Below are 24,834 nucleotides of genomic sequence, written 5' to 3' on the forward strand. Positions count from 1 at the left end.
GAGGAGAAAGCCATGACGACATTTCATGTCATGACGGGTGCTGGCGAGAGCTTCGCACGGCCCGTGGTCAACAGGATCAGCGTAGCCGACGTCTTCGACGCGCTCAGGCTGGGTTTCGAGGATTTCCGCGAGAAGCCTTCGCATTACGTTTTCCTGTGTCTCATGTATCCGATCGCCGGTATCTTCCTGACGATGCTGAGCTCGGGCGCCAATCTCGCACCGATGATCTTTCCGCTGATGTCGGGCTTTGTGCTGATCGGCCCGATAGCCGCGATCGGCCTCTACGAAATCAGCCGCCGGCGCGAGGCCGGACTCGATTCCTCCTGGAAACATGCACTCGATGTCCGCCATTCGCCGGCTTTGCCGTCGATCATCGCCGTCGGCCTCCTGCTGTTCGGGATCTTCACCGTCTGGCTGGTCACGGCGCAAACCATCTATGCAGGCCTTCTTGGTGAGGTCTTCCCGCGCTCCATGTCGCTCTTCCTGCAGCAAGTGTTCGGTACGCCGGAAGGCATGCAGCTCATCCTGTGGGGTAATCTAGTCGGCCTCGGCTTTGCGTTCGTCGTACTGGCGATCACCGTCGTGACCTTCCCGATGCTGCTCGACAGGGACTGCGGGGCGGTGGCCGCGATGGTCGCCTCGATCCGGGCAACCTTCGTCAATCCGATACCGGTATTGCTCTGGGGCCTGATCGTTGCCGCGTCGCTCGTCATCGGCACAATCCCGCTCTTTGTCGGCCTCGCACTCGTCATCCCAATCCTCGGCCATGCGACCTGGCATCTTTACCGGAAGCTGATCGCCCGCGAAGCCATGTAATGGCAACATCCCGGGGTGTCGCGAATTTGCGCGATGCCCCGGAATTTCAACAGAGCCCGGAACCTCGGAACCTTGCTCGGAGTTTGTCTTGTGCCGACTTCGAAGGAGGATTTCAAGGTGACCATACGCCATGTGTTTGCCCACTTCGCAACCAAGATATCGGAGTGGGCGGGCAAGCCGGTGACCTTCATTCTGGCGCTTATCGCCGTCATTATCTGGGCTGCTCTCGGCCCCGTCTTCGACTACTCGGAAACCTGGCAGCTGGTGATCAACACCGGTACGACGATCATCACCTTCCTGATGGTCTTCGTGCTGCAGAATGCGCAGACACGCGATACGCGGGCCATCCAGGCAAAGCTCAACGAAATCATCCTGACGAGCCATGCCGAGAACCGCTTCATCGGCATCGAAAATCTCGACGAAGAAGACCTCAAGCACCTCGACTTGCTGGTGGCCAAGGCGGCTAAGGGCCGGGGTGAGACAGAGGTTTGTGAGATATCGGATGAGCCGGGCGATGCATCGATCGGCAAGCCGGAGAAAAAGAAGCGCGCTGCGCCGGCGACTACGTCCCGGAAGCGAAAATGAAAACGGCGCCTCACGGGCGCCGTCTCATGACCTGTCTTGTGCCGATCAAGCTTCGCCGAAGACGCGGCGGAAGATCGTGTCGACATGCTTGGTGTGATAACCGAGATCGAATTTCTCGCGGAGATCCGCCTCGGAGAGTGCAGCGCGCACCTCGGCATCGGCCAGCAGTTCTTCGAGGAAATCCTTGCCCTGTTCCCAGACCTTCATGGCGTTGCGCTGCACGAGGCGATAGGCATCCTCGCGGGAGGTGCCGGCCTGCGTCAGCGCCAGGAGAACGCGCTGCGAATGGACAAGGCCGCGGAACTTGTCGAGGTTCTTCATCATGTTCTCGGGATAGACCACGAGCTTTTCGATGACGCCGGCGAGACGGTTCAGCGCGAAGTCGAGGGTAACAGTGGTATCCGGGCCGATGGCGCGCTCGACGCTCGAATGGCTGATGTCGCGCTCATGCCAGAGCGCCACGTTTTCCATCGCGGGTACGACCGACATGCGCACGAGACGCGCAAGGCCGGTCAGGTTTTCAGTCAAGACCGGGTTGCGCTTGTGCGGCATGGCCGAAGAGCCCTTCTGGCCCGGCGAGAAGAATTCTTCCGCCTCCAGCACTTCGGTGCGCTGCATGTGGCGTATTTCGATCGCGACGTTTTCGATCGACGAGCCGATGACACCGAGGGTGGCGAAGAACATGGCATGGCGGTCACGCGGGATGACCTGCGTGGAAACGGGTTCCGGAACGAGGCCGAGTGCTGCGCAGACATGCTCTTCGACAACAGGGTCGATATTGGCGAAGGTGCCGACAGCGCCGGAGATGGCGCCTGTCGCGATTTCAGCGCGGGCGGCAACGAGGCGGGCGCGGTTGCGGCTCATCTCGGCATAGAAGCGGGCGAAGGTCAGGCCCATCGTCGTCGGCTCGGCATGGATGCCGTGGCTGCGGCCGATGCGGATCGTATCCTTGTGTTCGAAGGCGCGCGTCTTCAGCGCTGTCAGAACACGGTCCATGTCGGCGAGCAGGATATCGGCAGCGCGCACGAGCTGGATGTTGAACGTGGTGTCGAGCACGTCGGAGGAGGTCATGCCCTGATGGACGAAGCGGGCGTCGGGGCCGACGATTTCTGCAAGATGCGTCAGGAAGGCGATGACGTCATGTTTGGTGACGGCCTCGATCTCATCGATGCGGGCAACGTCGAAAGTCGCCTTGCCGCCCTTTTCCCAGATGGTGGCGGCTGCCGACTTCGGGATCACTCCGAGGTCTGCCAGCGCGTCGCAGGCATGGGCCTCGATCTCGAACCAGATGCGGAACTTGGTTTCGGGAGACCAGATGGCGACCATATCGGGCCGGGAATAACGAGGGATCATGGACGAGCGCCTTCATTTCGTGACAGTAGCTGCGGCCCCTGTAGCAAAGACGGCCGGCAATCTCAACGCATGCGTTTGGCAAGAGCCAGGCTAGTGACAAAAAGACAGACCAGTCCGAGGGGCAAAAACAGCCCCAGGCCAAGGACAAGGAACTGATAAACGGCGCTGGCGCCGGTAAAGACAAACTGGAACATCCAGATGACCGAGCCGAACGGCGAATGCCAGCGGGAATAGAAAATCCGGTAGTCCATGGCGAAGAGAAAGGCCGTCATCAGGACCGTGCCCATCGTCAGCACCAGGAAGAATGCGGCAAAACGCGCCTCCGCCTGATGGCCGAGCGCAAGATAACGCCCGGCAAGCAAGTTAAAGGGCCAGGAGAGCAACCCGCCGCCGAAATAGAGGATGGAGAGATCGAGCACGTGGCTCGTCTCCATACCATTGCGCAGATAGAGACCCGCCATGGCGGAGATCAGCATCTGGACGCCCCAGAGCGGGGCGCCGATGAAAAGTTCTGATAAGGACGGCCATGCCGCCCGCAGACGGTTCATTCTCAGGGGTGAACCGGAACGGCGATCCAGCGGCCGTTGCGGCCGTCAGGAGAGGCGCTCAGCGCCAGGATGAGGGCGATATGGACAGGCTTGCCCGATTCCGGCTGATAGACGAGGGCGCCGCCCATGCGATATTCCACAGTACAGCCGCGATCTGCCGGCAGCGACTTGTCCTCATGCACCAGCTGGCGGTTCGGTGCACCGTCCTTCTCGATGAGCTGCAGGGTGAAGCCGATGACGCGGTTGACGTCCTTGCAGCTTTCCGGCTTGGCGACTTCGGCATCGCCGAGCAGCAGCGAATAGGCGCCCCGCGGCGGGCCGTCACTTGCGATTGTCGTGTAACGGATCGTCTTCATCGGCGAGCCGAGTTCGGTCGGCGGGTTGAAGGCGGCGATCAGGCCGGGATTGGTCAGAAGGTTGTACTTGTCCATCTGCTGGCGGGCTGCCGTCAGATTCTGGCGGCGTGCCTTGGACAGATCGGCATCCTTGTCGGTCAGTTCCAGATGAAAGGGCGTGCCCTCGAGATCAGCACCCGTTTCGGTATTGATGAAATAGGTCTCCGAATAGGGGATCTTGCCATCCTTCATGCCGAATTCCTGGAAGGCAAAGACCTTGCCGTCGGCGGAGAAGCCGACAGGCTGCATATTGGCGATATCGCCAGCAGAGGCCATGGCCGCCATGCCGGTCAGCAAGACGGCGAAAAACCCGCCCATGAACATGCGCTTCGTCATCAGCGAGCTCCCTCAGCCGCGTTGCGAAGGGCGGTAATGGCCTGGCGATAGGTCTCGACCGAGCCGCCCTTGAAAATTGCCGATCCGGCGACGAGCACATTGCCGCCGGCCTTTGCCACGGCAGGCGCGGTATCGACCGTCACACCGCCGTCCACCTCAAGCTCGATCGGGCGATCACCGATGAGTGACTTCGCCGCTGCGATCTTGTCTGCCATTGCCGGAATGAATTTCTGGCCGCCGAAACCGGGGTTGACGGACATAATGAGAATGAGGTCGACATCGTCAAGCACGTTCTCGACCACCGAAAGCGGCGTTGCCGGATTGAGGGTGACGCCGACCTTCTTGCCGAGATGGCGGATCGTCTGCAGCGAGCGGTGCAGGTGCGGTCCGGCCTCTGCGTGCACGGTTATGCGATCACAGCCGGCCTTTGCGAAAGCCTCCAGATAGGGATCGGCCGGCGAGATCATCAGATGGCAATCGAAGGTCGCATCCGTATAGGAGCGCAGCGACTTGATGACATCGGGGCCGAAGGAGATGTTCGGCACGAAATGGCCGTCCATGACGTCGAGATGGATCCAGTCGGCGCCGGCCGCAGTGACGTTGCGTACTTCCTCGCCGAGTTTTGCAAAATCTGCCGCCAGGATCGATGGGGCGATGCGGATGGGCAGTGTCGTCATGATCTCGGTCTCCTCTCAACCGGAAGCGGCGAGCGCCTCACGGCAAATTTCAATAGGTCAATCTGTCCCATCGGCCGGCGGGACGAAAGTGTCGCCGCGCCATTCGAGAAGACGATAGGGATTTTGCGACAGTTCGTGGGCCGGCGTGAAGATGACCGGGCCGATCGGCGTATTGAACTGCGTTCCGATCAGTTTTTCGGCCACCGGCTTGCCTTCGGCCACCGCTGCCTGGACGGCCTGATCGGCAATCAGCGCGGCTGCGGCTGCCGGCAGAACATAACCTTCCGGTTCGGTTCCGGCTGCGCGCAAGGCCTCGACGGTCGCAGCCGCATCAGGCAGAAGCGCATATTCGGGAATGGCAACGGCGCCTACGCCATCAGCCAGCGCCAGCGGCTGGTTTGCAGCCCGCATCGCGTCGCCGCTCAGAATATCGAGCGGGATATTTTCAGCCTTGGCGTCCCGGGCGATGATGGCGACATCGTTCCTGTCACCGCCGATGAAGACCTTGGTGGCGCCGGCCCGCTTCAGGCGGCGCACGAGGCCGATCTGTTGTTCCTGTCCCGGCCGGTAGGTGTCGGTGAAAACAGGCTTCAGGCCATTTTCTTCCAGTGCGTTGCGCACGGCTTCCGTCAGTTCGCGGCCATGGATCGTGCCGTCCTCGATGAGGGCGATCGGAGACGCCGTCCATTGCTGCAGGATGATCTGGATGACCCTGGCGGCTTCATCACTATCCTGCGGACCGAGGCGGAAGAGGGGCCAGCCGTTCTTCAGCGAATCCTCCATCAGGATGCGCGAGCGTACCGACACGGTGATGACGGGAATATTGGCGTCCTTCAGCTTCGGCAGGGCGCCTTCCAGCGTCTCGCTGCAGAGGAAGCCGATGGCGATCTGGACTTTTGCAGCGATCAGCGCATCGGCGATCGCCTGGCCGCTATTGTCCTGGCAGGTCTCATTGACAGGAACGACCGTATTGCCCGCCCGCTGGATCTCAAAATTCGCGCCGGCGGAAATCTGTGCGCCGAGCGAGGCGAAAGTGCCCTCTTGCGGCGCCACGACGCCGATCGTCACGCCGGCCGCGCGGCCTTCGGCCGTCAACGCCATGAGCGACAGAAGGGCGGCTATGACACGCAGGGTCATCATGAAAGGTGCAGGTCTCTCGTCTTGTCCATGCCCTTTTATCCGCACGGCGGCAATCGTCAAAGAAAAACAAGCGTGTTCTGCAGCTTTTAGAGGGTGCCATTGTAGAAAAGGTAACCGATGCCCGCCATATTGGTGAAATAATAAAAACAAGACACTGATTGTGGAGAAGCATGTGTTGAACAGGCAGCATATCGATCCCGGCCTCTATCGCGATGCCATGAGCCGCTATGCCGGCCATGTGCAGCTCGTGACGACGGCGCTCGGTGAAGCCCGCCGTGGCGTCACCATCACGGCTGCCTGCTCGGTGTCCGACAATCCGGCTTCCGTTCTCGTCTGCCTCAGCAACACCAATGCGAAGAACGAGATCTTCTGGCGAAGCGGCATCTTCGCGCTGAACTCGCTCGGCGCCCATCATCAGGGCGTTGCCGATGCCTTTTCAGGCCGCACGCATCTGGAAAACGGAGATCGTTTCTTGAGCGCCCGCTTCGAAACGCTGGCAACGGGCGCGCCCGTGCTTGCCGATGCGCTTGCCGTCTTCGACTGCCGGGTGACCGACATCAAGGAAATGCCGACCCATAACGTCATCTTCGGCGAAGTCGCTGCCGTTCGCTTCACCGAGATCCACCCGGCGCTTCTTTATTTGAACCGCGGTTATCACACGATATAGGCTCGGCTGCGCAGGAAAGAGGACAGGCCATGGACAATGCCGGCATCGATGAAATGTTTCAGTCGCTTGGGCCTGTCACCATCAAGCGCATGTTCGGCGGCAAGGGCATCTACCATCTCGGCCGCATCCTGGCGCTCGAGGTGCGCGACGAAATCCTGCTGAAGGCCGATGAAGAGAGCGCACCGGAATTTGCCGCGGCGGGCGCCAGCCAATGGTTCTACGAGGGCAAGAAGGGAACTCCGGTGAAGATGCCCTATTGGAGCATCCCCGACGAGGCCTATGACGATCCCGATGTCATGGCGCGCTGGGTGCGGCTTGCCTATGAAGCGGCGCTGCGGGCTGAATGATCAGCGCAACTCGCCAGCTGGAAGAGCTGATATCGCGACCCTGGTGAAAGCCGACAGCGGCTCAGGCAGGTCGGCAAGGCCAAACCAGCCGAAATCCGAGAGCTTGTCGGGTTCGGTGAGCTGCGGCTCGCCCGCCACATCGCGGGCGATATAGAGAAGGGAAATCCAGTGCTGGCGGTCGGCCTCGATGATCTGTTCGGTCAAGCCGATCCGCTCGACGCGGCCGATGGTCAGTCCCGTTTCTTCTTCCGCCTCGCGACGCGCGGCTTCCTCAGCCGGCTCCATATGGTCGACCTTACCGCCGACGATATTCCAGTAGCCGGCTTCAGGCGGACGCACGCGTTTGTAGAGGAGGATTTTGCCGTCGCGCAAAATCACCAGGCCTACACCGAAGCCTGGGAAATCGATGCCGGGCTTGCCCATCGGGCAATCAGACCTTGGCGTTGCCAGCGATCAGCATGAAAGCGGGGATATCGTCACCGAATCCGACCGGCGTCGGGCCGTCGTCATGGTCGCGATGGCGGCGGCGCTCGCGATTGTCATCATTCGCCGGATATTGCCGACCGTTGCGCGCGTTGTTCTGTGGCTTCGGTTCTGCTTTGCGCTCGTTCTTCACGGTTTCGGCCCTTGCTGGTCTTGCTGGTGCTGCTTCCACGACTTCAACGCCATTATCTTCGGCGTTGATATCAGATTTATGACTCGCAGACCGGCGGTCACGGCCACGATCCTTATCCCGCTCGCGAGTCTTTGCGCGGCGGGGAGAGCGATCGCTGTCGCGGCTTTCTTCGGCCGGGGGCAGAGAGGAGAGATCGCCGCTCTGCCATTCGACCTTTTCGCCGATCAGCTTTTCGATCGCGTCGGCATGTTTCTGGTCGCGGCGGGTGACGATGGTGAAGGAAGCACCGGAGCGACCGGCGCGGCCGGTGCGGCCGATACGGTGAACGTAGTCTTCCGAATGGATCGGCACGTCGAAATTGAAGACGTGACTGACATCGGGAATATCGAGGCCGCGGGCTGCGACGTCGGAGGCGACGAGCAACTGGATGTTGCCGTCCTTGAAGTTGGCAAGCATGGCCATGCGCGAGCGCTGGTCCATGTCGCCGTGCAGGGCGCCGACCGAGAAGCCGTGACGCTCCAGCGAACGGAAGAGATCGGCGACATCCTTCTTGCGGTTGCAGAAGATGATCGCGTTCTTCAGATCGGTCTGAGCGCGGATGAGGTCACGCAATGTGGCGCGCTTCTCGTAATCCTTGTCGTGAGAGGCGACGAAACGCTGCGTGATGGTGACCGACGCCGAGGCCGGCTTGGAGACTTCGATCCGCTCCGGGTTCTGCAGGAAGCGATCCGCGAGCTTCTGGATCTCCGGCGGCATGGTGGCCGAGAAGAACAGCGTCTGGCGGGTGAAGGGGATCAGCTTGGCAATGCGCTCGATATCGGGGATGAAGCCCATGTCGAGCATGCGGTCGGCTTCGTCGATGACGAGGATTTCGACGCCGCTCATCAGCAGCTTGCCGCGCTCGAAATGGTCGAGAAGGCGGCCGGGGGTGCAGATCAGAACATCTGCGCCGCGCTCGAGCTTGCGATCCTGATCTTCAAAGGAAACGCCGCCGATGAGGAGGGCGACGTTGAGGCGGTGGTTCTTGCCGTATTTTTCAAAATTCTCGGCAACCTGGGCGGCCAGTTCGCGGGTCGGTTCCAGGATCAGCGTGCGGGGCATGCGGGCGCGGGCGCGGCCCTTTTCCAGAAGCGACAGCATAGGAAGAACGAAGGATGCCGTCTTGCCGGTGCCGGTCTGTGCGATGCCGCAGATATCTCGGCGCTCAAGCGCGAAGGGAATTGCCCCGGCCTGAATGGGAGTGGGGATGGTGTAGCCCGCATCAGTAACAGCGGAGAGCACTTTGGGGCTCAAACCAAGTTCAGCAAATGTCGTCAAAGGGAAAACTGTTTCCGTTCCGTTCGGCCGGTCTCTGGCGAGTCGGCAGGATTGCATGCCGCAATGGTGGGCGACATAGTCCTAAACGGCCGGCAAGTCAAGGAATAGCGGCTCCACCCCAGGAGCGAGGTGAAGCGTTCGTTACTGCGGTCCGGCTATTTTATATAAGTGGCAAGTTTAAGGCCGGCATTCATGAAATAGATCGGATCGACGGCATGTCCATCCTGACGCACCTCATAATGCAGGTGCGTACCGGTGGAGCGGCCGGTGCTGCCGGCCAGGCCAATGACATTGTTGCGATCGACCGTGTCGCCGACCTTGACCAGAATTTCCGACATATGGCCGTAGCGCGTCGAAATGCCATTGCCGTGATCGACCTCGACCATGTTGCCATAACCGCCGGTCCAGCCGGCGGCGGTCACCTTGCCGGGCGCGGTGGGGCGGATCCTTTCACCCGGCGAGAAACGGAAGTCGATGCCGGAATGCAGAGCAAGCCGGCCGAGGAAGGGATCGCGCCGGTTGCCGAAGGGGCTGGTGACTTCCTTGCCGATGGCCGGATTGCGGAAGGGCAGGGATTCGGCGGTGCTGCGCACCGTTTCCAGACGCGTCAGCGCGCCATCGAGCTGCACCAGCGAATTGTTGAAATCGTCGTTGCTTTCGGGCTCGACGTAAGGACCACCAACGGCGCTGTCCTCTTCTTCCTTGGCGGCGATCGTCTCAGCCGGAACGGCGATATGAAAGCGGTCGAGCACGCCTTCAATCGTATTGGCGGCGTTGCCGGCGTCGCTCGTCAGCTGGTCGATGCGGTTCTTCTGGTCCTGCTCGACGGTCTTCAGCGAGAGCGTGACCTTCGAAAAGATGCGGTCGGCGCGATCGCCGACGGTTTCTTCAGCGGGAACATAGGCAAGGGTGGAATTGTCGGGGGTTTCGGCGTCGGCCGGCTTGTTGTCGCCTGCCAGCATCTTTTCGATCGCCTGTGCGCCGCCGGTCAGCGAAGCGCGTTTGTCCTTGATCTCGGGCGCATAGGATTGCGCCGGCACATCCGCGGCAGACGCATTCTTGCCAGTCAGCCCAGAGCTTTCGGCGCGATCGAGCAGGTTATCGAGCTTGCCGTGGCGCGAGGTCAGCGCCATCTGCTGTTCCATCAGCTTGTCGACCTTGTCCTCGACCACCTGCTGATCGAGAAGCTGGCGAGAGGTGATGCGGTCGACCTGGGCGCGCAGCGCGGCGATGCGATCCTCATAGTCATGCTGCATGCGGGCCTGGCGGGCCATGGTCGCGCCGATCAGATCGTCGCGCAGCACGAGGTAGGAGGTGGCGAGCAGATAGCCGATGGAAAAGACGCCGACGAAGCAGAAGGCTAGCGCCGCCATCCATGGCTTTACCGTCATGTGACGCACCTTGTCGCCACTGGCAAGAATGAGGACGTGTTCCTGTGCCTTCTTGCCGAAGACCCGACTGTGATGTCCGTTCGTCACGAAGGGTCTCCCAAAGATTCGCTTTTAGCGCCCAGCCTCATTGGGAAATGATTACATACTTTTATGGTTAACAGTCGGTTTACACAGGCCTATTGGAGCTTGCCGCTCAACTCTGGCTGGTCGAGGTGAGCGCGCGGTAGAAGGAGGGGGTCAGGCCGGCTTCGGCGCGGGCCACATCGTTGAACGGCGCCTTCAGCGGACCGCGGAAATTGGCGCGCACCAGCTCCTGAAACGTCCTTGCAGGATCACGCTTTTCGCGGGCGCAGAGGAAGCGAAACCACTTGGCGCCGACGGCGACATGGCCCTTCTCGTCGTTGTAGATGACGTCGAGAACGGCAGCACTTTCGAGGTCGCCGGTCTCGCGCATCTTGGCCTGCAGCGCAGGTGTAACATCGAGGCCGCGCGCTTCGAGAATGAGCGGCACGACGGCAAGCCGGGCTGTGAGGTCGTTGCGGGTCGAATGCGCCGCCTGCCAGAGGCCGTCATGGGCGGGCAGATCACCATAATCGGCGCCGAGATCATTGAGCCGCTTGCGCACCATGCGGAAGTGCTTGGCCTCTTCGTAGGCCACCTGCATCCAGCCGTCGAAGAAGGAATTCGGTACATGCGCCGAGGCAAATCGGGCAACGATGTCGAGCGCGAGATCGACGGCATTGAGCTCGATATGGGCGATCGCGTGGAGCAGGGCGATGCGGCCATGAACGGTATGGAGCGATCGTTTTCCGACCTGTGTCGGCGGCACCAGCAGCGGCTTTTCCGGCCGGCCGGGACGCTCGGGCAAGGGAGCATCCAGCGGCGAGCGCAGCGAGATGCGCCGGGCGAACCATCTGGTAGCGCTTTCCTGCGCGAGCCCCGTCTTGCGATCGAGATCGGCGGAGCGGATCGCATCGATCGCGCCGCCGCGCAGCGAGGTGATGGTCGTCACGCAGCGAGGTTCCTGACGGCTGCCAGCACCGTTTCGGCATGACCGGCAACCTTCACCTTCTGCCAGATGGTGGCAATCGTGCCGTCCCTGCGGATCAGGAAGGTGGTGCGCTCGACGCCCATAAAGGTGCGGCCGTACATCTTCTTTTCCTTCCAGACACCGTAGGCCTGCAGCACGGTCTTCTCTTCGTCCGAGGCGAGTGCCACCGTCAGCTTGTGTTTCTTGATGAAGCGGTCGTGGCAGGTGGCCGAATCGGGCGACATTCCGACGACGGCGGCACCGGCGGCTGCAAACTCACCGGCAAGTGCCGTGAAATCCAGCGATTCGGTCGTGCAGCCCGTCGTGTCATCCTTGGGATAGAAGAACAGAACCACCGGCTTTCCATGGAAATCCGAGAGTGAAATGCGCCCGCCGCCATCGCGCGGGAGGCTGAAATCGGGAGCAGGAGAGCCAATACCGGGAGCGGACATTCTCAAAACTTTCTTTTGCCGGGTTTAGGAGGGATACTATATCAGACGGGTTATATAGTGGATGAAACGGCGTCCCGCCCAGAGCCGTTCAAATCAGATTCAGGAGTTTCCCAAGGCGCATGTCAGCCATCCGCGGCGAAAAAGTCACGTTTCGCAAGAAGGATATCGTCGCGTTGCACAACCTGCCTTCCGCGCAAGTGGAGGATCCTCTGATCGTGCATTGCCCGCCGCCGCGCTCGCGCATGCGTGGCACCGCAAAGGTCACCGGCGGCTTTTGCGTGGTGATCCTGTTCATCCTGGCGGCGATCGTCTTCACCATCGAAAGCGGGATTATCGACGCGCCGCTGTCGCAGCAGGCGCAGTCGGCGCTGAACAGCGCGCTGGGGCCGCGCTACCGCGCCGAGGTCGGCTCCACCGTCATCCGCTTCACCTCCGGCCTGCGGCTGGCGCTCGAAGCGCGCGACGTCAACATGATCGACCAGCAGAGCGGCCAGCATCTTTCCACCACATCCTCCATGCGCATGGCGCTCGATCCGCTGCAGCTCTTCCGCGGCCGCATCGCCGTATCATCGGTCGAAGCTGACGGCATTGCCCTTGATACGTCGCTGCTTCCATCAAGCGCTCCCATCAAGCTTGACGACCTGCGCGTCGATGCCATTCCAGCGGCAATGGAGACGATCTTCTCGCATCTCGACCTGTTCGAAAACTTCGTCGAGCGCGGCGCCACCGACTCCGTGCGCATCTCCGGCATCGATATCAAGCTCGCGGATACGGCAAATGGGCCGCTTTCGCTCGTCGTCGACAGTCTCGCCTTTGAACATGCCGGGCCGAACTCGCTGCAATTGAGCGGCCAGATTTCCATCAACGGCGAGGCGGCCGACCTCAATGTGATCACCGAACAGGCGGGCGGGCACGCATCCCGGCTCGTGGCCACATTGTCGCATGCCGACCTGACGCCCTTTACACTGAAGCGCAACGAACAGGGCGAGATCCGCCAGGGCCTCAATACCTTCGGCGATCTCACCATTTCCGCAGTCAGAGCTGCCGACGGCGTCAAGCCATCGCTCAATGCGGCTCTCAAATTCGATCCAGGCCTCATCTACGTCGACGGCGATTCTCAGGAGCTGACGGACGGGCAACTCAATCTGGCCTATGACTTCGACAAGCAGACGCTGGAGATCGCCAAATCGCAGCTGCATCTCGGCGCGACCATTCTGCCGATCAGCGGCGCACTGATCGACCTCGACAAGCTCGATCCGAATGCGGGCAAGGGGTTCGGCATCGACGCGCTGATCAGCGGCGGCACGGCCGCACCCAATTCCGGCGAGCAGCCGCTGTCCTTCGATCTGCAGGCGACCGGACGCTATCTCGTCGCCGGCCGCGAATTCCAGTTCACGAATATGGTGGCTTCCTCGCCGCTCGGCTCCCTCTATGGGGCGCTGCACATCCGGCTGAACGAGAAATCACCGGAGATCAGTTTTGCCGGCCAGTCGCAGCAGATGCAGACGACGGCGGTCAAGCAGCTCTGGCCTTTCTGGATGGCGTCCAAAGCGCGGGTCTGGGTGCTGGGAAACCTCTTCGGCGGCGTAGTGACCGATGCTTCCATTTCCGTCTACATTCCGCCAGGGCGTCTGGATGAGGCGGCAGGAGGACGGGGCCTGCGGCTCGACGAAAACCAGCTCCGCATCGCCTTCGACATCGACGGTACGCGCTTGAATGTCGCCGGCGAGATCCCGCCTGTGCGCGATACTGCGGCGCATTTCGACCTGACGGGCGGAAAGGCTACGATCTCACTCAAGAGCGGCACCTCCTATTTCCCATCCGGGCGTTCGGTGGCGGTGCAGCCGGGCACCTTCGTGATGCCATCAGTCTATGACAAGCCGCTGATGGCAGATGCTGACATTTCCGTTTCAGGCTCGGCGGATGCGGTGGGCGAGCTTCTGACCTACAAGCCGATCAAGGTGTTGCAGCGCGCAGGCTTTGTGCCCGACGACCTTAAGGGCACTATCGACGCCCATGTGCAGGCGCATTTCGGACTTCTGTCCTCGCAGAACCCGCCGCCTCCCGAATGGGAGGCGCAGATGAAGCTCACCGATGTCGCGCTTGCCAAGCCGTTCTCGGGGCGTGTCATCACCAATCTCGACGGCACACTCGATGCCGATCCGCAGCAGGTGAAGGTCAAGGGCAAGGCCGACATCGATGGCGTCTCCGCCGATATCGATATGCTGGAGCCCGTCGACAAATCTTCTGGCATCGAGCCGCAGCGCGTGATCACGGCAACGCTAAACGGCGATCAGCGCGACAGGCTGCTGCCCGGCCTGTCCGGCATCCTCGGCGGCAGCGTCAAGCTGGTACTGACGCGCCTCGACGAAGACCGGCAGGACGTGCAGCTCGATCTCGGCAAGGCATCGCTCGACCTCCCCTGGATCGGCTGGTCGAAGGGCACTGGTATTCCCGCCAATGCCGAATTCGAGGTTTCCGGCCCGCCCGATAATACGCAGGTCAAGAATTTCCGTCTGAAGGGGGATGGCTTCGGGGCGACCGGGGCGCTCACCATCGGCAAAAGCGGCCTGATATCGGCGGATTTCGATAGCGTGAAACTGTCTTCCCTCGATGATTTCGGGTTGTCGCTGAAGCGCAGCAAAGGCGGCTTCGATATTTCCGTATCCGGCGCCAGCGCCGATGCGCGACCGATCATCGCCCGGCTGAAATCGGATTCGGACAGCGATGGCGACGGCAGCGACAACAGCAGCGTGAGCGTGCGGGCGAAGCTGCAGAACATCATCGGCTTCAATGACGAGAAGATCGGTAATTTCCAAGCGCAGATCGCCATGAGTGGCAGCCGGCTGCAATCGCTGAATTTCTCCGGCATCACGGATAGCGGTGAGGCGGTCGTCAGTCAGATGCAGGGCGGCGGTGTCATCAACATTACCAGCGGCGATGCCGGCTCCGTCTCGCGCTTTGCCGATCTTTACCAGCATATGCAGGGCGGGCTTCTCAATCTGGCTATCCGTCTCAATGCGGGCGGCGGCTGGGATGGCTCGCTCGACGTGCGCCGCTTCTCGATCGTCAACGAGCAGCGCCTGCGCTCGATCGTTTCCACACCTGTCGGTTCAGACCAGCGCACGCTGAACGAAGCCGTCAAACGCGATATCGATACCTCCTCGCAGCGCTTCCAGCGCGGCTTTGCCCGTGTGGTTTCGCGCGGCGGGGCAATCTCCATCGAAAACGGCGTCCTGCGCGGCGACCAGATCGGCGCCACCTTCCAGGGCGTGGTGCGCAATGCGAAGGGCAACATGGACATGACCGGCACCTTCATGCCGGCCTATGGCCTCAACCGGCTGTTTGCCGAGCTGCCGCTGATCGGCGTCATCCTCGGCAATGGTTCAGACCGAGGCCTGATCGGCATCACCTTCAAGCTGACAGGCAAGTTCGATCAGCCGAACCTGCAGATCAACCCGCTCTCGGTGATCGCGCCCGGCGTCTTCCGCCAGATCTTCGAATTCCAGTAAATCGCTAGTTCCAGTAAATCGCTGGGGGTTATCGGTGCAGAACTCCATCCTGATCCGGCCTTATACGCCCGGGGATAGCGACGCGACGATCGAGATCTTCCTGCGCGCCATCCGCGAAGTCTCGTCGCGCGATTATTCGCCTGCGCAGATCAATGCCTGGGCGCAGGTGGAAGATCCCGCCAAGTGGGCCGAGCGCCGGATAAGCCGCCCGGCCTGGATAGCTGACATTGACGGCAAGCCGGTCGGCTTCTCCGATCTCATCGCCGATGGCTGCCTGGACATGATGTTCGTGCATCCCGAATTTCAGGGGCTCGGCGTGGCGAGCCGGCTGCTGGCGCGCGTCGAGCAGGAGACGCTGGCATCAGGCATGGAGCGGATCTACACGCATGCGAGCCTGACGGCGCGACCATTCTTCGAGCGCAAGGGGTTCGTTGTGGTCACGCAACAGACCGTCGAAAAGCGCGGGCAGAAGCTCGACAATTTCGTGATGGAGAAGTTTTCCCCGCCATTATCCTGAAACAGGCAAAGAAAAAGCCGGCGGGAAGGCCGGCTTTTCTCTTGGCATCGCTGGCGCGGTTTACGCTGCGCGGCGGATCAGGATGTGCTTCTTCTTGCCGAGCGACAGCTTGATGACGCCATCGGCGGTGATTTCGCCGCTGCCGATCATCTTGCGCTCGTCGCTGACAGCCTGGTCGTTGATGCGCACGGCGCCGCCCTGGACGTGACGGCGGGCTTCGCCGTTCGAGGCGGCAAGACCGGCGCGGACAATCAGCGACAGGAGGCCGATGCCGGCGTCGAGCTCGGAGGCCGGAACCTCGACAGACGGCAGGTTGTCGGAGAGACCGCCTTCCTCAAACGTCTTGCGGGCCGTCTCGGCTGCCTGTTCGGCTGCTTCGCGGCCATGCAGGATCGCGGTGACCTCGGTCGCCAGGATCTTCTTGACCTCGTTGATCTCGGAACCGGCAAGTGCCGAGAGGCGGGCGATCTCGTCCATCGGCAAGGTGGTGTAGAGTTTCAGGAAGCGAGAAACGTCCGCATCCTCAGTGTTGCGCCAGTACTGCCAGAAATCATAGGCCGAGAGCATGTCGGCATTCAGCCAGATGGCACCGGTCGCCGACTTGCCCATCTTGGCACCCGACGAGGTGGTCAGCAGCGGCGAGGTCAGCGCGTAGAGCTGCTTCGTCCCCATGCGGTGACCGAGGTCGATGCCGTTGACGATGTTGCCCCACTGGTCCGAGCCGCCCATCTGCAGGCGGCAGTCGTAGCGCTTGGCAAGCTCGACGAAGTCATAGGCCTGGAGGATCATGTAGTTGAATTCCAGGAAGGACAGCGACTGCTCACGGTCGAGGCGCGTCTTGACGCTGTCGAAGGACAGCATGCGGTTGACCGAGAAATGCTTGCCGACATCGCGCAGGAACTCGAGATAGTTCAGCGAGCGCAGCCATTCGGCATTGTTGATCATCAGCGCGTCCTTCGGACCGTCGCCGTAGTTCAGGTAGTTCGAGAAGACGCGCTTGATGGAGGCGATGTTGCCTTCGATCGTATCGACGGTCATCAGCTGGCGGGCTTCCTCCTTGAAGGAGGGGTCGCCGACCATGCCGGTGCCGCCGCCCATCAGCGAGATGGCGCGATGGCCGGTCTTCTGCATCCAGTGCAGCATCATGATCTGGATCAGCGATCCGGCGTGCAGGCTGGGTGCGGTCGGATCGAAGCCGATATAGGCCGTCACGGTTTCCTTGGCGAAGAGATCGTCGAGGCCGCTTTCATCGGAAATCTGATGAATGAAGCCGCGCTCTTGCAGCGTGCGGAGGAAATCGGACTTGAACTCGGACATGGGCTTCGTCTCTTGAACGTCGAACGGGATTTGGGATTGACGCTTGTTGAACCGTCGCGGCGCGTTTAGCACTGTTTTTCCAAAAGTGCATCCGGGAATCGCATGAAAGGCTCGCGGCGCAATGGATATCGTCAGGACTGCGATCGGCTTGATGAGCGGCACCTCGATGGACGGCATCGATGTGGCGCTTCTGCGGACGGACGGGCGAGGCTTCATCGAGCGCGGACCGTTCCTGGGGGTGGCCTATGACGGCGGTTTTCGCGAGAGGCTGAAGCGCGCGCTGGATTTGGCCCGGCCGCTGACCGATCGCACTGCGCGGCCGCACGAACTGCGTGAAATAGAAATCGAACTGACCGAACGTCATGCAGATGCCGTTACGGCATTTCTCGGTAAATTTGGCCTTAGCAGCGGTGATGTCGATGTGCTCGGCTTTCACGGCCAGACCGTGCTGCACCGGCCGGACGACGCGCTGACGATCCAGATCGGCGACGGGCAGCTTCTGGCCGAACGATCAGGCATTCCCGTTGTCTATGATATGCGCGCCAATGACATGGTGCATGGCGGGCAGGGCGCACCGCTGGTGCCGGCCTATCACGCCGCCCTTGCCGGCCGGTTTCAGAAGGAAGGGCAGGCCGTCTGCTTCGTCAATATCGGTGGCATTTCGAACCTCACCTATATCGGCGCGGAGGGCCGCATTGCCGCCTTCGACAGTGGCCCCGGCAATACGCTGATCGACCAGTGGGTGGAGATGCAGACCGGCAAGACCTACGACCCCGGCGGCGAGATCGCCGGGCGCGGACAGGTGGTGCCCGATATTGCCGCCCGTTATCTCGGCAGCCCGTTCTTCAAGGGCAATATCCGGCGCTCGCTCGACCGTGGCGATTTCAATCCGCTGGCAGATGGCGAGGCGAGCCTGGAGGATGGCGCGCGCACGCTTGCGCATGTAGCTGCCGCCTCGATCGTCAAATGCGCCTCCTATCTGCCCGAGAGCCCTTCGGTCTACATCGTCTGCGGCGGCGGACGGCTGAATGGGACAATCATGGCGGAGTTTGCCGATATGGCCGAGAAGACCGGTTCTCGTGTCATCACTGCAGAAGAGGCCGGTTTCGACGGAGATGCGATGGAGGCGGAAGCCTGGGCCTATCTGGCCGTGCGCTCGCTGGAGGGACTGCCGCTCACCTATCCCGGCACGACGGGTGTCAACCAGCCGGCAAGCGGTGGTGTGCTGGCGGAGCCGGCCAGATGAGCGGGGAAGTCATTTTCGAAACGCCGCGCCTTGTCGCTCGGATGTGGGAAGACGGCGATGCCGACCTGATCCACGACCTGCATTCGACAATCGAGACGACACGCTACATGTCTGGCGGAGCGCCCTGGTCACGCGAAAAGTGCGAGGAGCGGCTGCGAACATATCTTGCCGAGCAGGCGCGTGACAGCACGACGAAATACAAAATTGTCAGCCGACAGGACGGCCACTTCATCGGACGTGCCGGGATCTCGATCTACCACACCGGCGAGTATGAGATGGGTTATGCTTTCTACGCCCGAGAATGGGGCAAAGGCTATGCAACGGAAATCGCAGCAAGCCTTGCCGACTGGTTCTTCGCGAGAGATCTTGCGCCGCATTTCATCGCTTTTACACACCCCGACAATCTCACCTCGCAGCGCGTATTAAAAAAGATCGGCATGCGAGAGCGCGGGCCGATCTTTATCGAAGGTGTTGAGGGCGTGGAATTCGAGATGACGGCCGCCATGCGGCAGGCCGTTACCTGATGCGCTTGGCTGCCGGTTCCGGCACCAGTTCGCCGTTCAGGCGGCGGTCAAGATAATCCTCGCACTCGGCCATCAGCGTGTCGACCTGGCCGTTGAAGAAGTGGTTGGCGCCAGGCACGGTGCGGTGGGTGATGAGAATGCCCTTCTGCGTCTTGAGCTTCTCGACGAGGCCGTTGACGTCCTTTTCGGGGGCTACCTTGTCCGATTCGCCGTTGATGATCAGGCCGGAGGACGGGCAGGGCGCCAGGAACGAGAAGTCATAGGTATTCGGCTGCGGGGCAATCGACATGAAACCTTCGATTTCCGGACGGCGCATTAGAAGCTGCATGCCGATCCAGGAGCCGAAAGAGTAGCCGGCGACCCAACAGGTCTTCGAATCGGGATGCAGGCTCTGCACCCAGTCGAGCGCGGAGGCGGCATCCGAAAGCTCGCCCGCACCATGGTCGAATTCGCCCTGGCTGCGGCCGATGCCCCGGAAATTGAAGCGCAGTGTCGTAAAACCGCGCTTCTGGAACATGTAGAAGAGCTGGTAGACGATCTGGTTGTTCATCGTGCCACCAAACTGCGGATGCGGGTGCAGAATGACGGCGATCGGTGCGCTTTTTTCCTTGGAGGGCTGGTAGCGGCCTTCGAGACGGCCGGCTGGGCCGTTGAAAATAACTTCGGGCATCGGTACTCCGGGTTTTATTTCGCGTTCACGCCACGTTTGGCGACAACATGACTTGACGACAGTTGTCAGCTTTTCTAAAACGCAGTTTAGAACAATTCGAAACTTGCATGGCGATCCACGCAGCGTGGAACGTGTCATAAGGCAAGCCCGGCGGAAATTTCAAGAAAAATGCACCGCCGCGCCCGAAGCAAGCTCGTCAAGCGCAGGACCGAAGACAATGGCGCCGCCACGCCTTTATCTCGATTGGAACGCAACATCGCCGATGCACCCTGCAGCGCGTGACGCGATCATGCGCGCCATAGACGTGTTCGGCAATCCAAATTCCGTGCATGGCGAGGGCCGTGCCGCCCGCGCCGCCATCGAGAGCGCGCGCCGCAAGATTGCGCTGCTGACGGGGTCCGACCCCGCCAATGTGATCTTCACCAGTGGTGCGACCGAAGCGGCCAACATGGTGCTGACACCAGAATTCAGCATGGGCCGCACGCCGCTGAAGCTCGGTCGTCTCTATCATTCCGCCGTCGAGCATTTGGCAGTCCGCGAAGGTGGCCGTTTCCCGAAGGACAGGACGACCGAGATTCCGGTGACGGATGCCGGCGTCGTCGATCTGAAAGCGCTTTCCGACCTGCTCGATGCTCACGACAAGACGGCGGGCCTGCCCATGGTGGCGATCATGTTCGTCAACAACGAGACGGGCATCGTCCAGCCGGTTGAAGAGGCGGGGAAGATCGTCCGCGCGCATGGCGGGCTCTTCGTGGTCGATGCGGTGCAGGCGGCCGGCCGGCTGCCGATCGAGATCGGGCAGATCGGCGCGGATTTCATGATCATTTCCTCCCACAAGATCGGCGGCCCGAAGGGCGCCGGCGCACTCGTCACCCGCGGCGAAGCGCTGATGCCGAAGGCGCTGATCCGCGGCGGTGGGCAGGAGAAGGGTCACCGGTCAGGGACACAGAATTCTCTGGCGCTGATCGGTTTCGGGGCTGCGGCGGAAGTCGCGCTGCAGAACCTTGAAGAACGCAATGCTGCGATTGCAGCACTCCGCGACCGGTTGGAAGCCGGCATGCGCGCTGCAGCGCCCGATGTCATCATCCACGGCGCCGGCGGCCCGCGTGTTGCCAATACCATCTTCTTCACGCTTCCCTGCATGAAGGCGGAGACCGGTCAGATCGCCTTCGATCTCGAAGGTGTGGCACTTTCAGCGGGTTCGGCCTGCTCCTCCGGCAGGGTCGGCGAAAGCCATGTTCTGACGGCGATGGGCCGTGATCCGAAGCTCGGGGCTCTGCGCATGTCGCTCGGCTTTTCGACGACGAAAGAAGACGTGGACAGGGCGATTGCAGCCTTCGCCAAGATTGCCTCCCGGCGAAAGCTGGCGGGCGAGGCGGCCTGAACGCCTCACAAACTTGCGGAAACGCAAATTTCTACTTGCCAACAGGGCTGAAAAGTCCCTTTTGGCCACTTACATCAGGGGTAAGTAATTGCCCCACTGACAAGCTGCCGGACCTTTTATCCGGCGAGATTGGAGAGTGACATGCCTGCTGTCCAGGAAACAGTCGATCGCGTCCGCGAAATCGACGTGGACCAGTATAAATACGGCTTCGAAACCGTCATCGAAATGGACAAGGCACCCAAGGGCCTTTCCGAAGACATCATCCGCCTGATTTCCACCAAGAAGCAGGAGCCGGAATGGATGCTCGAATGGCGCCTCGAAGCCTACAAGCGCTGGCTGACTATGGACGAGCCCACATGGGCGCGCGTCGACTACCCGAAGATCGATTTCAACGAGATCCACTATTACGCGGCGCCGAAGAGCACGCCGGGTCCGAAGTCGATCGAAGACGTCGATCCTGAAATCCTCAAGGTCTACGAGAAGCTCGGCATTCCGCTGAAGGAACAGGAAATCCTGGCCGGCGTGCAGAAGCCGAAGATCGCGGTCGATGCGGTGTTCGACTCTGTCTCCGTCGTCACGACCTTCAAGGAAGAGCTGAAGAAGGCCGGCGTGATCTTCATGTCGATCTCGGAAGCCATCCGCGAGCAGCCGGATCTCGTGCGCAAGTATCTCGGCTCCGTCGTTCCGACGACCGATAACTACTATGCGACGCTGAACTCGGCCGTCTTCACCGACGGTTCCTTCGTCTTCGTGCCGAAGGGCGTGCGTTGCCCAATGGAGCTTTCCACCTACTTCCGCATCAACGAGAAGAACACCGGCCAGTTCGAGCGCACGCTGATCATTGCCGAGGAAGGCGCTTACGTCTCCTACCTCGAAGGCTGCACCGCGCCGCAGCGCGATGAAAACCAGCTGCACGCCGCCGTGGTCGAGCTGATCGCACTCGATGATGCCGAGATCAAATATTCCACCGTCCAGAACTGGTATCCGGGCGACAAGAACGGCAAGGGCGGCATCTACAACTTCGTCACGAAGCGCGGCGATTGCCGTGGCGACCGTTCGAAGATCTCCTGGACGCAGGTCGAAACCGGTTCGGCGATTACCTGGAAGTATCCGTCCTGCATCCTGCGTGGCGATGACTCCAGAGGCGAATTCTACTCGATCGCCGTTTCCAACGGTCATCAGCAGATCGACAGCGGCACCAAGATGATCCATCTCGGCAAGAACACGTCGAGCCGCATCGTCTCCAAGGGCATTGCCGCCGGCGTTTCGCAGAACACCTATCGCGGCCAGGTTTCGGCCCATCGCAAGGCCTCGAACGCACGCAACTTCACCCAGTGCGACTCGCTCTTGATCGGTGACAAGTGCGGCGCCCATACGGTGCCTTATATCGAGGCGAAGAATTCGACGGCGCAGTTCGAGCACGAGGCGACCACCTCGAAGATCTCCGAAGACCAGCTGTTCTACTGCCTGCAGCGCGGCATTCCGACCGAGGCTGCGATCGCGCTGATTGTCAACGGCTTCGTCAAGGAAGTTCTGCAGGAACTGCCGATGGAATTCGCCGTCGAGGCGCAGAAGCTGATCAGCATCTCGCTCGAAGGCAGCGTCGGCTGACATGAGCGAGGCGGACAAGAAGCGAATTCTTGAACGCCTGACGAATATGCGCGGAGAGATCCTGTCGAAGATAGGCCCCCGCGAGCAAAGATACGAGACAGCAGTGCCGCCGGAGCAGCCCTATATGTTTCTCCGGCAGCGCATGGAAAAATCGGCAAAGATGTTTCCGGATATCCCGGAATTTCTCGAAGGGCCTTGGCTCATAACGGTCGCGTTTCTCCGTGTCATTCGTTTCTTCTGGCGGTAGCGCCGAGCACAATTATGCAGATGTCTTAGAAATTGCGCGAGGCTCCGATGAGCTACGCAGACCAAACGCAGGAACCAAAGATGCTTGAAATCAAGAACCTTCATGCCCGCATCGCCGAAGATGGCACCGAGATCATCCGTGGCCTGAACCTCACGGTGAAGGCCGGCGAAGTTGCCGCCATCATGGGCCCGAACGGCTCCGGCAAGTCGACGCTCTCCTATGTGCTGTCCGGCCGCAGCGATTACGAAGTCACCGAGGGCGACATTCTCTATAATGGCGAGAGCATCCTCGAGCTCGATCCGTCCGAGCGCGCCTCCAAGGGCATCTTCCTGGCCTTCCAGTATCCAGTCGAAATTCCTGGTGTCGCCACCATGCAGTTCCTGAAGGTGGCGATGAACGAGCAGCGCAAGGCACGCGGCGAAGACGAGCTGACGACGCCGGACTTCATGCGCCGGGTCAAGGACGCTGCGGCCAAGCTGCAGATCAACACCGAGATGCTGAAGCGCCCGCTGAACGTTGGCTTCTCCGGCGGCGAAAAGAAGCGCGCCGAAATCCTGCAGATGGCGCTGCTTGAGCCGAAGCTTTGCGTGCTCGACGAAACCGACTCCGGCCTCGACATCGACGCCCTGAAGGTCGTGGCCGATGGGGTCAACGCGCTGCGTTCGCCAGATCGCGCCGTTATCGTCATTACCCACTACCAGCGCCTGCTCGACTATATCGTGCCGGATACCGTGCACGTTCTCTACAAGGGCCAGGTCATCAAGTCCGGCGACAAGACGCTGGCCCATGAGCTGGAAGCCAACGGTTACGCCGACATCATCGGCGCCGCAGCCTGAGCGTGGCGGAAAGGACGACGTCCATGAACATGCAAACGACGAGCCGCCTGACCGTGGCCGAAGCGGCGCTGATCGAAGCGTTCAACCAGCAGATCGGCGAACTGCCGGGCAATGGCGCGGTCACTGCGCTCCGCGACCGGCTGCTCGACGACCTGAAGAGGGAAGGCCTGCCGACGCGCCGCGTCGAAGCCTGGCACTATACGGACCTGAAGAACCTGCTGCGCAACATTCCGGCCCAGGCGGGTGACGCCGGCTCGGAAGCGCTGGAGCCGCTGGTTGACGGCTCTCCGGTTCTTGCCGTGATCCAGGGCAAGCCTGTCCACAAGGCTTCTGCCGGCGATCTTTCGGTTTCGGTCTATTCCGAAAAGCTGACCGACGGTTCGGCCGCCGCCAATCTCGACGCGCTCAGCCGCGACGATGCGGTCGGCCGCATCAACGGCAGCTTCGTCAAGGACGGCTATGTGATCGACGTGCCTGATGGCACCGAGCTCGAAGAGCCGCTGGAAATCCAGTTCGTGCATGCCGGCGGCGACATTCATACCCGCCTACCGGTTGCCTTCGGCGCCAATGTGAAGGGTGTCGTCATCGAGCGTCACCAGTCGGTGACCGACAATGCCGCACTCGTGTCGCATGTCAGTGACATCACGGTCGGGCAGGGCACGGAACTGACCTGGATCATCCTGCAGCAGCAGGGGACTGAGGATACGCATCTCGGCCAGATCCGCGTCGATCTCGGCGCTGACGCCAAGTTGAAGCTCTTCGTCATCAATGCCGGCGGCAAGCTGGTGCGCCAGGAGCTGAATATCAAGGTGACGGGCGAGGGCGCCGATCTGACGCTGCGCGGCATCAATCTGCTCGGCGCCGAGACGCACACGGACGTAACGATGGTGCTTGGCCACGACGTGCCGCACACCGGCTCGACGGAAGTGATCCGCAACGTCGTCTTCGATCGCGCCAAGGGCGTCTTCCAGGGCATGATCCGGGTCGCGCCCGATGCCCAGAAGACCGACGCCAAGATGGCCTGCAACACGCTGCTGATGTCCGACGATGCCGAATTCTCGGTCAAGCCCGAGCTCGAAATCTTCGCCGATGACGTGCAGTGCGGCCATGGTGCGACGGTTGCCGATATCGACCACAACCATCTCTACTACCTGATGGCCCGCGGCATTCCGGAGAACAAGGCGCGCGCGATGCTCGTCAACGCCTTCGTTGCCGAGATCGTCGAGGAATTGGAAGACGAAGCCCTGGTCGAGGCGCTGGAAGGCGTCATTTCGGCCTGGCTGGAAAAGCACGCCTGATC

At 61.2% G+C, this 24,834-nt stretch carries 25 protein-coding genes; 13 read left to right on the forward strand and 12 right to left on the reverse strand.

The window, feature by feature from the left end; all coding sequences use genetic code 11:
* Positions 1-12: 12 nt before the first annotated feature.
* Both AB4Z13_RS03615 and AB4Z13_RS03620 read left to right on the forward strand, forming a co-directional pair.
* Positions 13-816, forward strand: a complete 804-nt coding sequence (locus AB4Z13_RS03615; RefSeq protein ID WP_442205836.1) for a DUF2189 domain-containing protein — start codon at positions 13-15, stop codon at positions 814-816.
* A gap of 123 nt (positions 817-939) precedes the next feature.
* A complete protein-coding gene (locus AB4Z13_RS03620; protein ID WP_442205921.1) occupies positions 940-1,401 on the forward strand; it encodes a low affinity iron permease family protein in 462 nt (153 codons plus the stop codon).
* Between the two features lie 45 nt (positions 1,402-1,446).
* On the opposite strand, the gene purB is transcribed toward AB4Z13_RS03620, so the two are convergent.
* The 5 genes from purB to AB4Z13_RS03645 all read right to left on the reverse strand — a co-directional run bounded on the left by purB (position 1,447) and on the right by AB4Z13_RS03645 (position 5,850).
* On the reverse strand, positions 1,447-2,754 hold the full coding sequence (gene purB, locus AB4Z13_RS03625; protein WP_025668863.1) for an adenylosuccinate lyase: 1,308 nt from the start codon (positions 2,752-2,754) through the stop codon (positions 1,447-1,449).
* A 62-nt stretch (positions 2,755-2,816) separates the two neighbouring features.
* Positions 2,817-3,302: a hypothetical protein gene (locus tag AB4Z13_RS03630; protein WP_310388224.1), complete on the reverse strand. Its 486-nt coding sequence runs from the start codon at positions 3,300-3,302 to the stop codon at positions 2,817-2,819.
* Between the two features lie 2 nt (positions 3,303-3,304).
* The gene (locus AB4Z13_RS03635; RefSeq protein WP_442205837.1) at positions 3,305-4,033 is read right to left on the reverse strand and encodes a DUF2259 domain-containing protein; all 729 of its coding nucleotides are present in this window, start codon (positions 4,031-4,033) and stop codon (positions 3,305-3,307) included.
* A complete protein-coding gene (rpe, locus tag AB4Z13_RS03640; RefSeq protein ID WP_113321791.1) occupies positions 4,033-4,710 on the reverse strand; it encodes a ribulose-phosphate 3-epimerase in 678 nt (225 codons plus the stop codon). The genes AB4Z13_RS03635 and rpe overlap by 1 nt, the downstream gene beginning before the upstream one ends.
* Positions 4,711-4,767: 57 nt before the next feature.
* Complete coding sequence (locus AB4Z13_RS03645; RefSeq protein ID WP_442205838.1) at positions 4,768-5,850, reverse strand: ABC transporter substrate-binding protein; 1,083 nt, start codon at positions 5,848-5,850, stop codon at positions 4,768-4,770.
* Positions 5,851-6,022: 172 nt separating this feature from the next.
* On the opposite strand from AB4Z13_RS03645, the gene AB4Z13_RS03650 reads away from it, so the two are divergent.
* Positions 6,023-6,517: a flavin reductase family protein gene (locus AB4Z13_RS03650; protein ID WP_113185176.1), complete on the forward strand. Its 495-nt coding sequence runs from the start codon at positions 6,023-6,025 to the stop codon at positions 6,515-6,517.
* Positions 6,518-6,546: 29 nt separating this feature from the next.
* Positions 6,547-6,864 carry a TfoX/Sxy family protein gene (locus AB4Z13_RS03655; protein ID WP_113321788.1) on the forward strand — a complete coding sequence of 106 codons (318 nt, stop codon included), beginning with the start codon at positions 6,547-6,549 and terminating at the stop codon, positions 6,862-6,864.
* On the opposite strand, the gene AB4Z13_RS03660 is transcribed toward AB4Z13_RS03655, so the two are convergent.
* From AB4Z13_RS03660 to AB4Z13_RS03680, 5 genes are all read right to left on the reverse strand, one after another.
* A complete protein-coding gene (locus AB4Z13_RS03660; protein ID WP_113321787.1) occupies positions 6,865-7,287 on the reverse strand; it encodes an NUDIX domain-containing protein in 423 nt (140 codons plus the stop codon).
* Positions 7,288-7,294: 7 nt separating this feature from the next.
* Positions 7,295-8,854: a DEAD/DEAH box helicase gene (locus AB4Z13_RS03665; protein ID WP_442205839.1), complete on the reverse strand. Its 1,560-nt coding sequence runs from the start codon at positions 8,852-8,854 to the stop codon at positions 7,295-7,297.
* A 98-nt stretch (positions 8,855-8,952) separates the two neighbouring features.
* Positions 8,953-10,275 carry a peptidoglycan DD-metalloendopeptidase family protein gene (locus AB4Z13_RS03670; RefSeq protein ID WP_442205840.1) on the reverse strand — a complete coding sequence of 441 codons (1,323 nt, stop codon included), beginning with the start codon at positions 10,273-10,275 and terminating at the stop codon, positions 8,953-8,955.
* A 106-nt stretch (positions 10,276-10,381) separates the two neighbouring features.
* Positions 10,382-11,200: a ferritin-like domain-containing protein gene (locus tag AB4Z13_RS03675; protein WP_442205841.1), complete on the reverse strand. Its 819-nt coding sequence runs from the start codon at positions 11,198-11,200 to the stop codon at positions 10,382-10,384.
* Positions 11,197-11,670 (reverse strand): peroxiredoxin, encoded by a 474-nt coding sequence (locus AB4Z13_RS03680; protein WP_439015082.1) that lies wholly within the window; start codon positions 11,668-11,670, stop codon positions 11,197-11,199. Before AB4Z13_RS03680 ends, AB4Z13_RS03675 begins: the two co-directional genes overlap by 4 nt.
* Before the next feature lie 119 nt (positions 11,671-11,789).
* Between AB4Z13_RS03680 and AB4Z13_RS03685 the strand changes: the two genes are divergently transcribed.
* Together AB4Z13_RS03685 and AB4Z13_RS03690 are read left to right on the forward strand one after the other, a co-directional pair.
* Positions 11,790-15,182 (forward strand): hypothetical protein, encoded by a 3,393-nt coding sequence (locus tag AB4Z13_RS03685; RefSeq protein WP_442205842.1) that lies wholly within the window; start codon positions 11,790-11,792, stop codon positions 15,180-15,182.
* Positions 15,183-15,216: 34 nt separating this feature from the next.
* Entirely contained in the window at positions 15,217-15,699 is a 483-nt protein-coding gene (locus AB4Z13_RS03690) for a GNAT family N-acetyltransferase (protein WP_442205843.1), read from the forward strand.
* A gap of 60 nt (positions 15,700-15,759) precedes the next feature.
* Here the strand turns inward: AB4Z13_RS03690 and tyrS are convergent, their stop codons facing one another.
* Positions 15,760-17,016: a tyrosine--tRNA ligase gene (gene tyrS, locus AB4Z13_RS03695; protein ID WP_442205844.1), complete on the reverse strand. Its 1,257-nt coding sequence runs from the start codon at positions 17,014-17,016 to the stop codon at positions 15,760-15,762.
* Between the two features lie 121 nt (positions 17,017-17,137).
* On the opposite strand from tyrS, the gene AB4Z13_RS03700 reads away from it, so the two are divergent.
* Together AB4Z13_RS03700 and AB4Z13_RS03705 are read left to right on the forward strand one after the other, a co-directional pair.
* Positions 17,138-18,262 carry an anhydro-N-acetylmuramic acid kinase gene (locus AB4Z13_RS03700; protein ID WP_442205845.1) on the forward strand — a complete coding sequence of 375 codons (1,125 nt, stop codon included), beginning with the start codon at positions 17,138-17,140 and terminating at the stop codon, positions 18,260-18,262.
* Positions 18,259-18,786 (forward strand): GNAT family N-acetyltransferase, encoded by a 528-nt coding sequence (locus AB4Z13_RS03705; RefSeq protein ID WP_442205846.1) that lies wholly within the window; start codon positions 18,259-18,261, stop codon positions 18,784-18,786. The genes AB4Z13_RS03700 and AB4Z13_RS03705 overlap by 4 nt, the downstream gene beginning before the upstream one ends.
* Here the strand turns inward: AB4Z13_RS03705 and AB4Z13_RS03710 are convergent.
* A complete protein-coding gene (locus AB4Z13_RS03710; RefSeq protein ID WP_113325620.1) occupies positions 18,779-19,456 on the reverse strand; it encodes an alpha/beta hydrolase in 678 nt (225 codons plus the stop codon). The two genes, AB4Z13_RS03705 and AB4Z13_RS03710, sit on opposite strands and share 8 nt — an antisense overlap.
* A 217-nt stretch (positions 19,457-19,673) precedes the next feature.
* On the opposite strand from AB4Z13_RS03710, the gene AB4Z13_RS03715 reads away from it, so the two are divergent.
* The 5 genes from AB4Z13_RS03715 to sufD all read left to right on the forward strand — a co-directional run bounded on the left by AB4Z13_RS03715 (position 19,674) and on the right by sufD (position 24,832).
* Positions 19,674-20,840: a cysteine desulfurase family protein gene (locus AB4Z13_RS03715; protein ID WP_442205847.1), complete on the forward strand. Its 1,167-nt coding sequence runs from the start codon at positions 19,674-19,676 to the stop codon at positions 20,838-20,840.
* A gap of 141 nt (positions 20,841-20,981) precedes the next feature.
* Positions 20,982-22,451, forward strand: a complete 1,470-nt coding sequence (gene sufB / locus AB4Z13_RS03720) for a Fe-S cluster assembly protein SufB (protein WP_310388190.1) — start codon at positions 20,982-20,984, stop codon at positions 22,449-22,451.
* 1 nt (position 22,452) lies between these two features.
* A complete protein-coding gene (locus AB4Z13_RS03725) occupies positions 22,453-22,698 on the forward strand; it encodes a hypothetical protein (RefSeq protein WP_439015075.1) in 246 nt (81 codons plus the stop codon).
* Positions 22,699-22,778: 80 nt separating this feature from the next.
* A complete protein-coding gene (gene sufC / locus AB4Z13_RS03730; RefSeq protein ID WP_439015074.1) occupies positions 22,779-23,534 on the forward strand; it encodes a Fe-S cluster assembly ATPase SufC in 756 nt (251 codons plus the stop codon).
* Between the two features lie 23 nt (positions 23,535-23,557).
* Positions 23,558-24,832, forward strand: coding sequence for a Fe-S cluster assembly protein SufD (sufD, locus tag AB4Z13_RS03735; protein WP_442205848.1), 1,275 nt, complete (start codon positions 23,558-23,560; stop codon positions 24,830-24,832).
* Positions 24,833-24,834: the final 2 nt, after the last annotated feature.

It is taken from the genome of Rhizobium sp. YAF28, from assembly GCF_052113285.1.
In the GTDB taxonomy this organism is placed as follows: domain Bacteria; phylum Pseudomonadota; class Alphaproteobacteria; order Rhizobiales; family Rhizobiaceae; genus Rhizobium.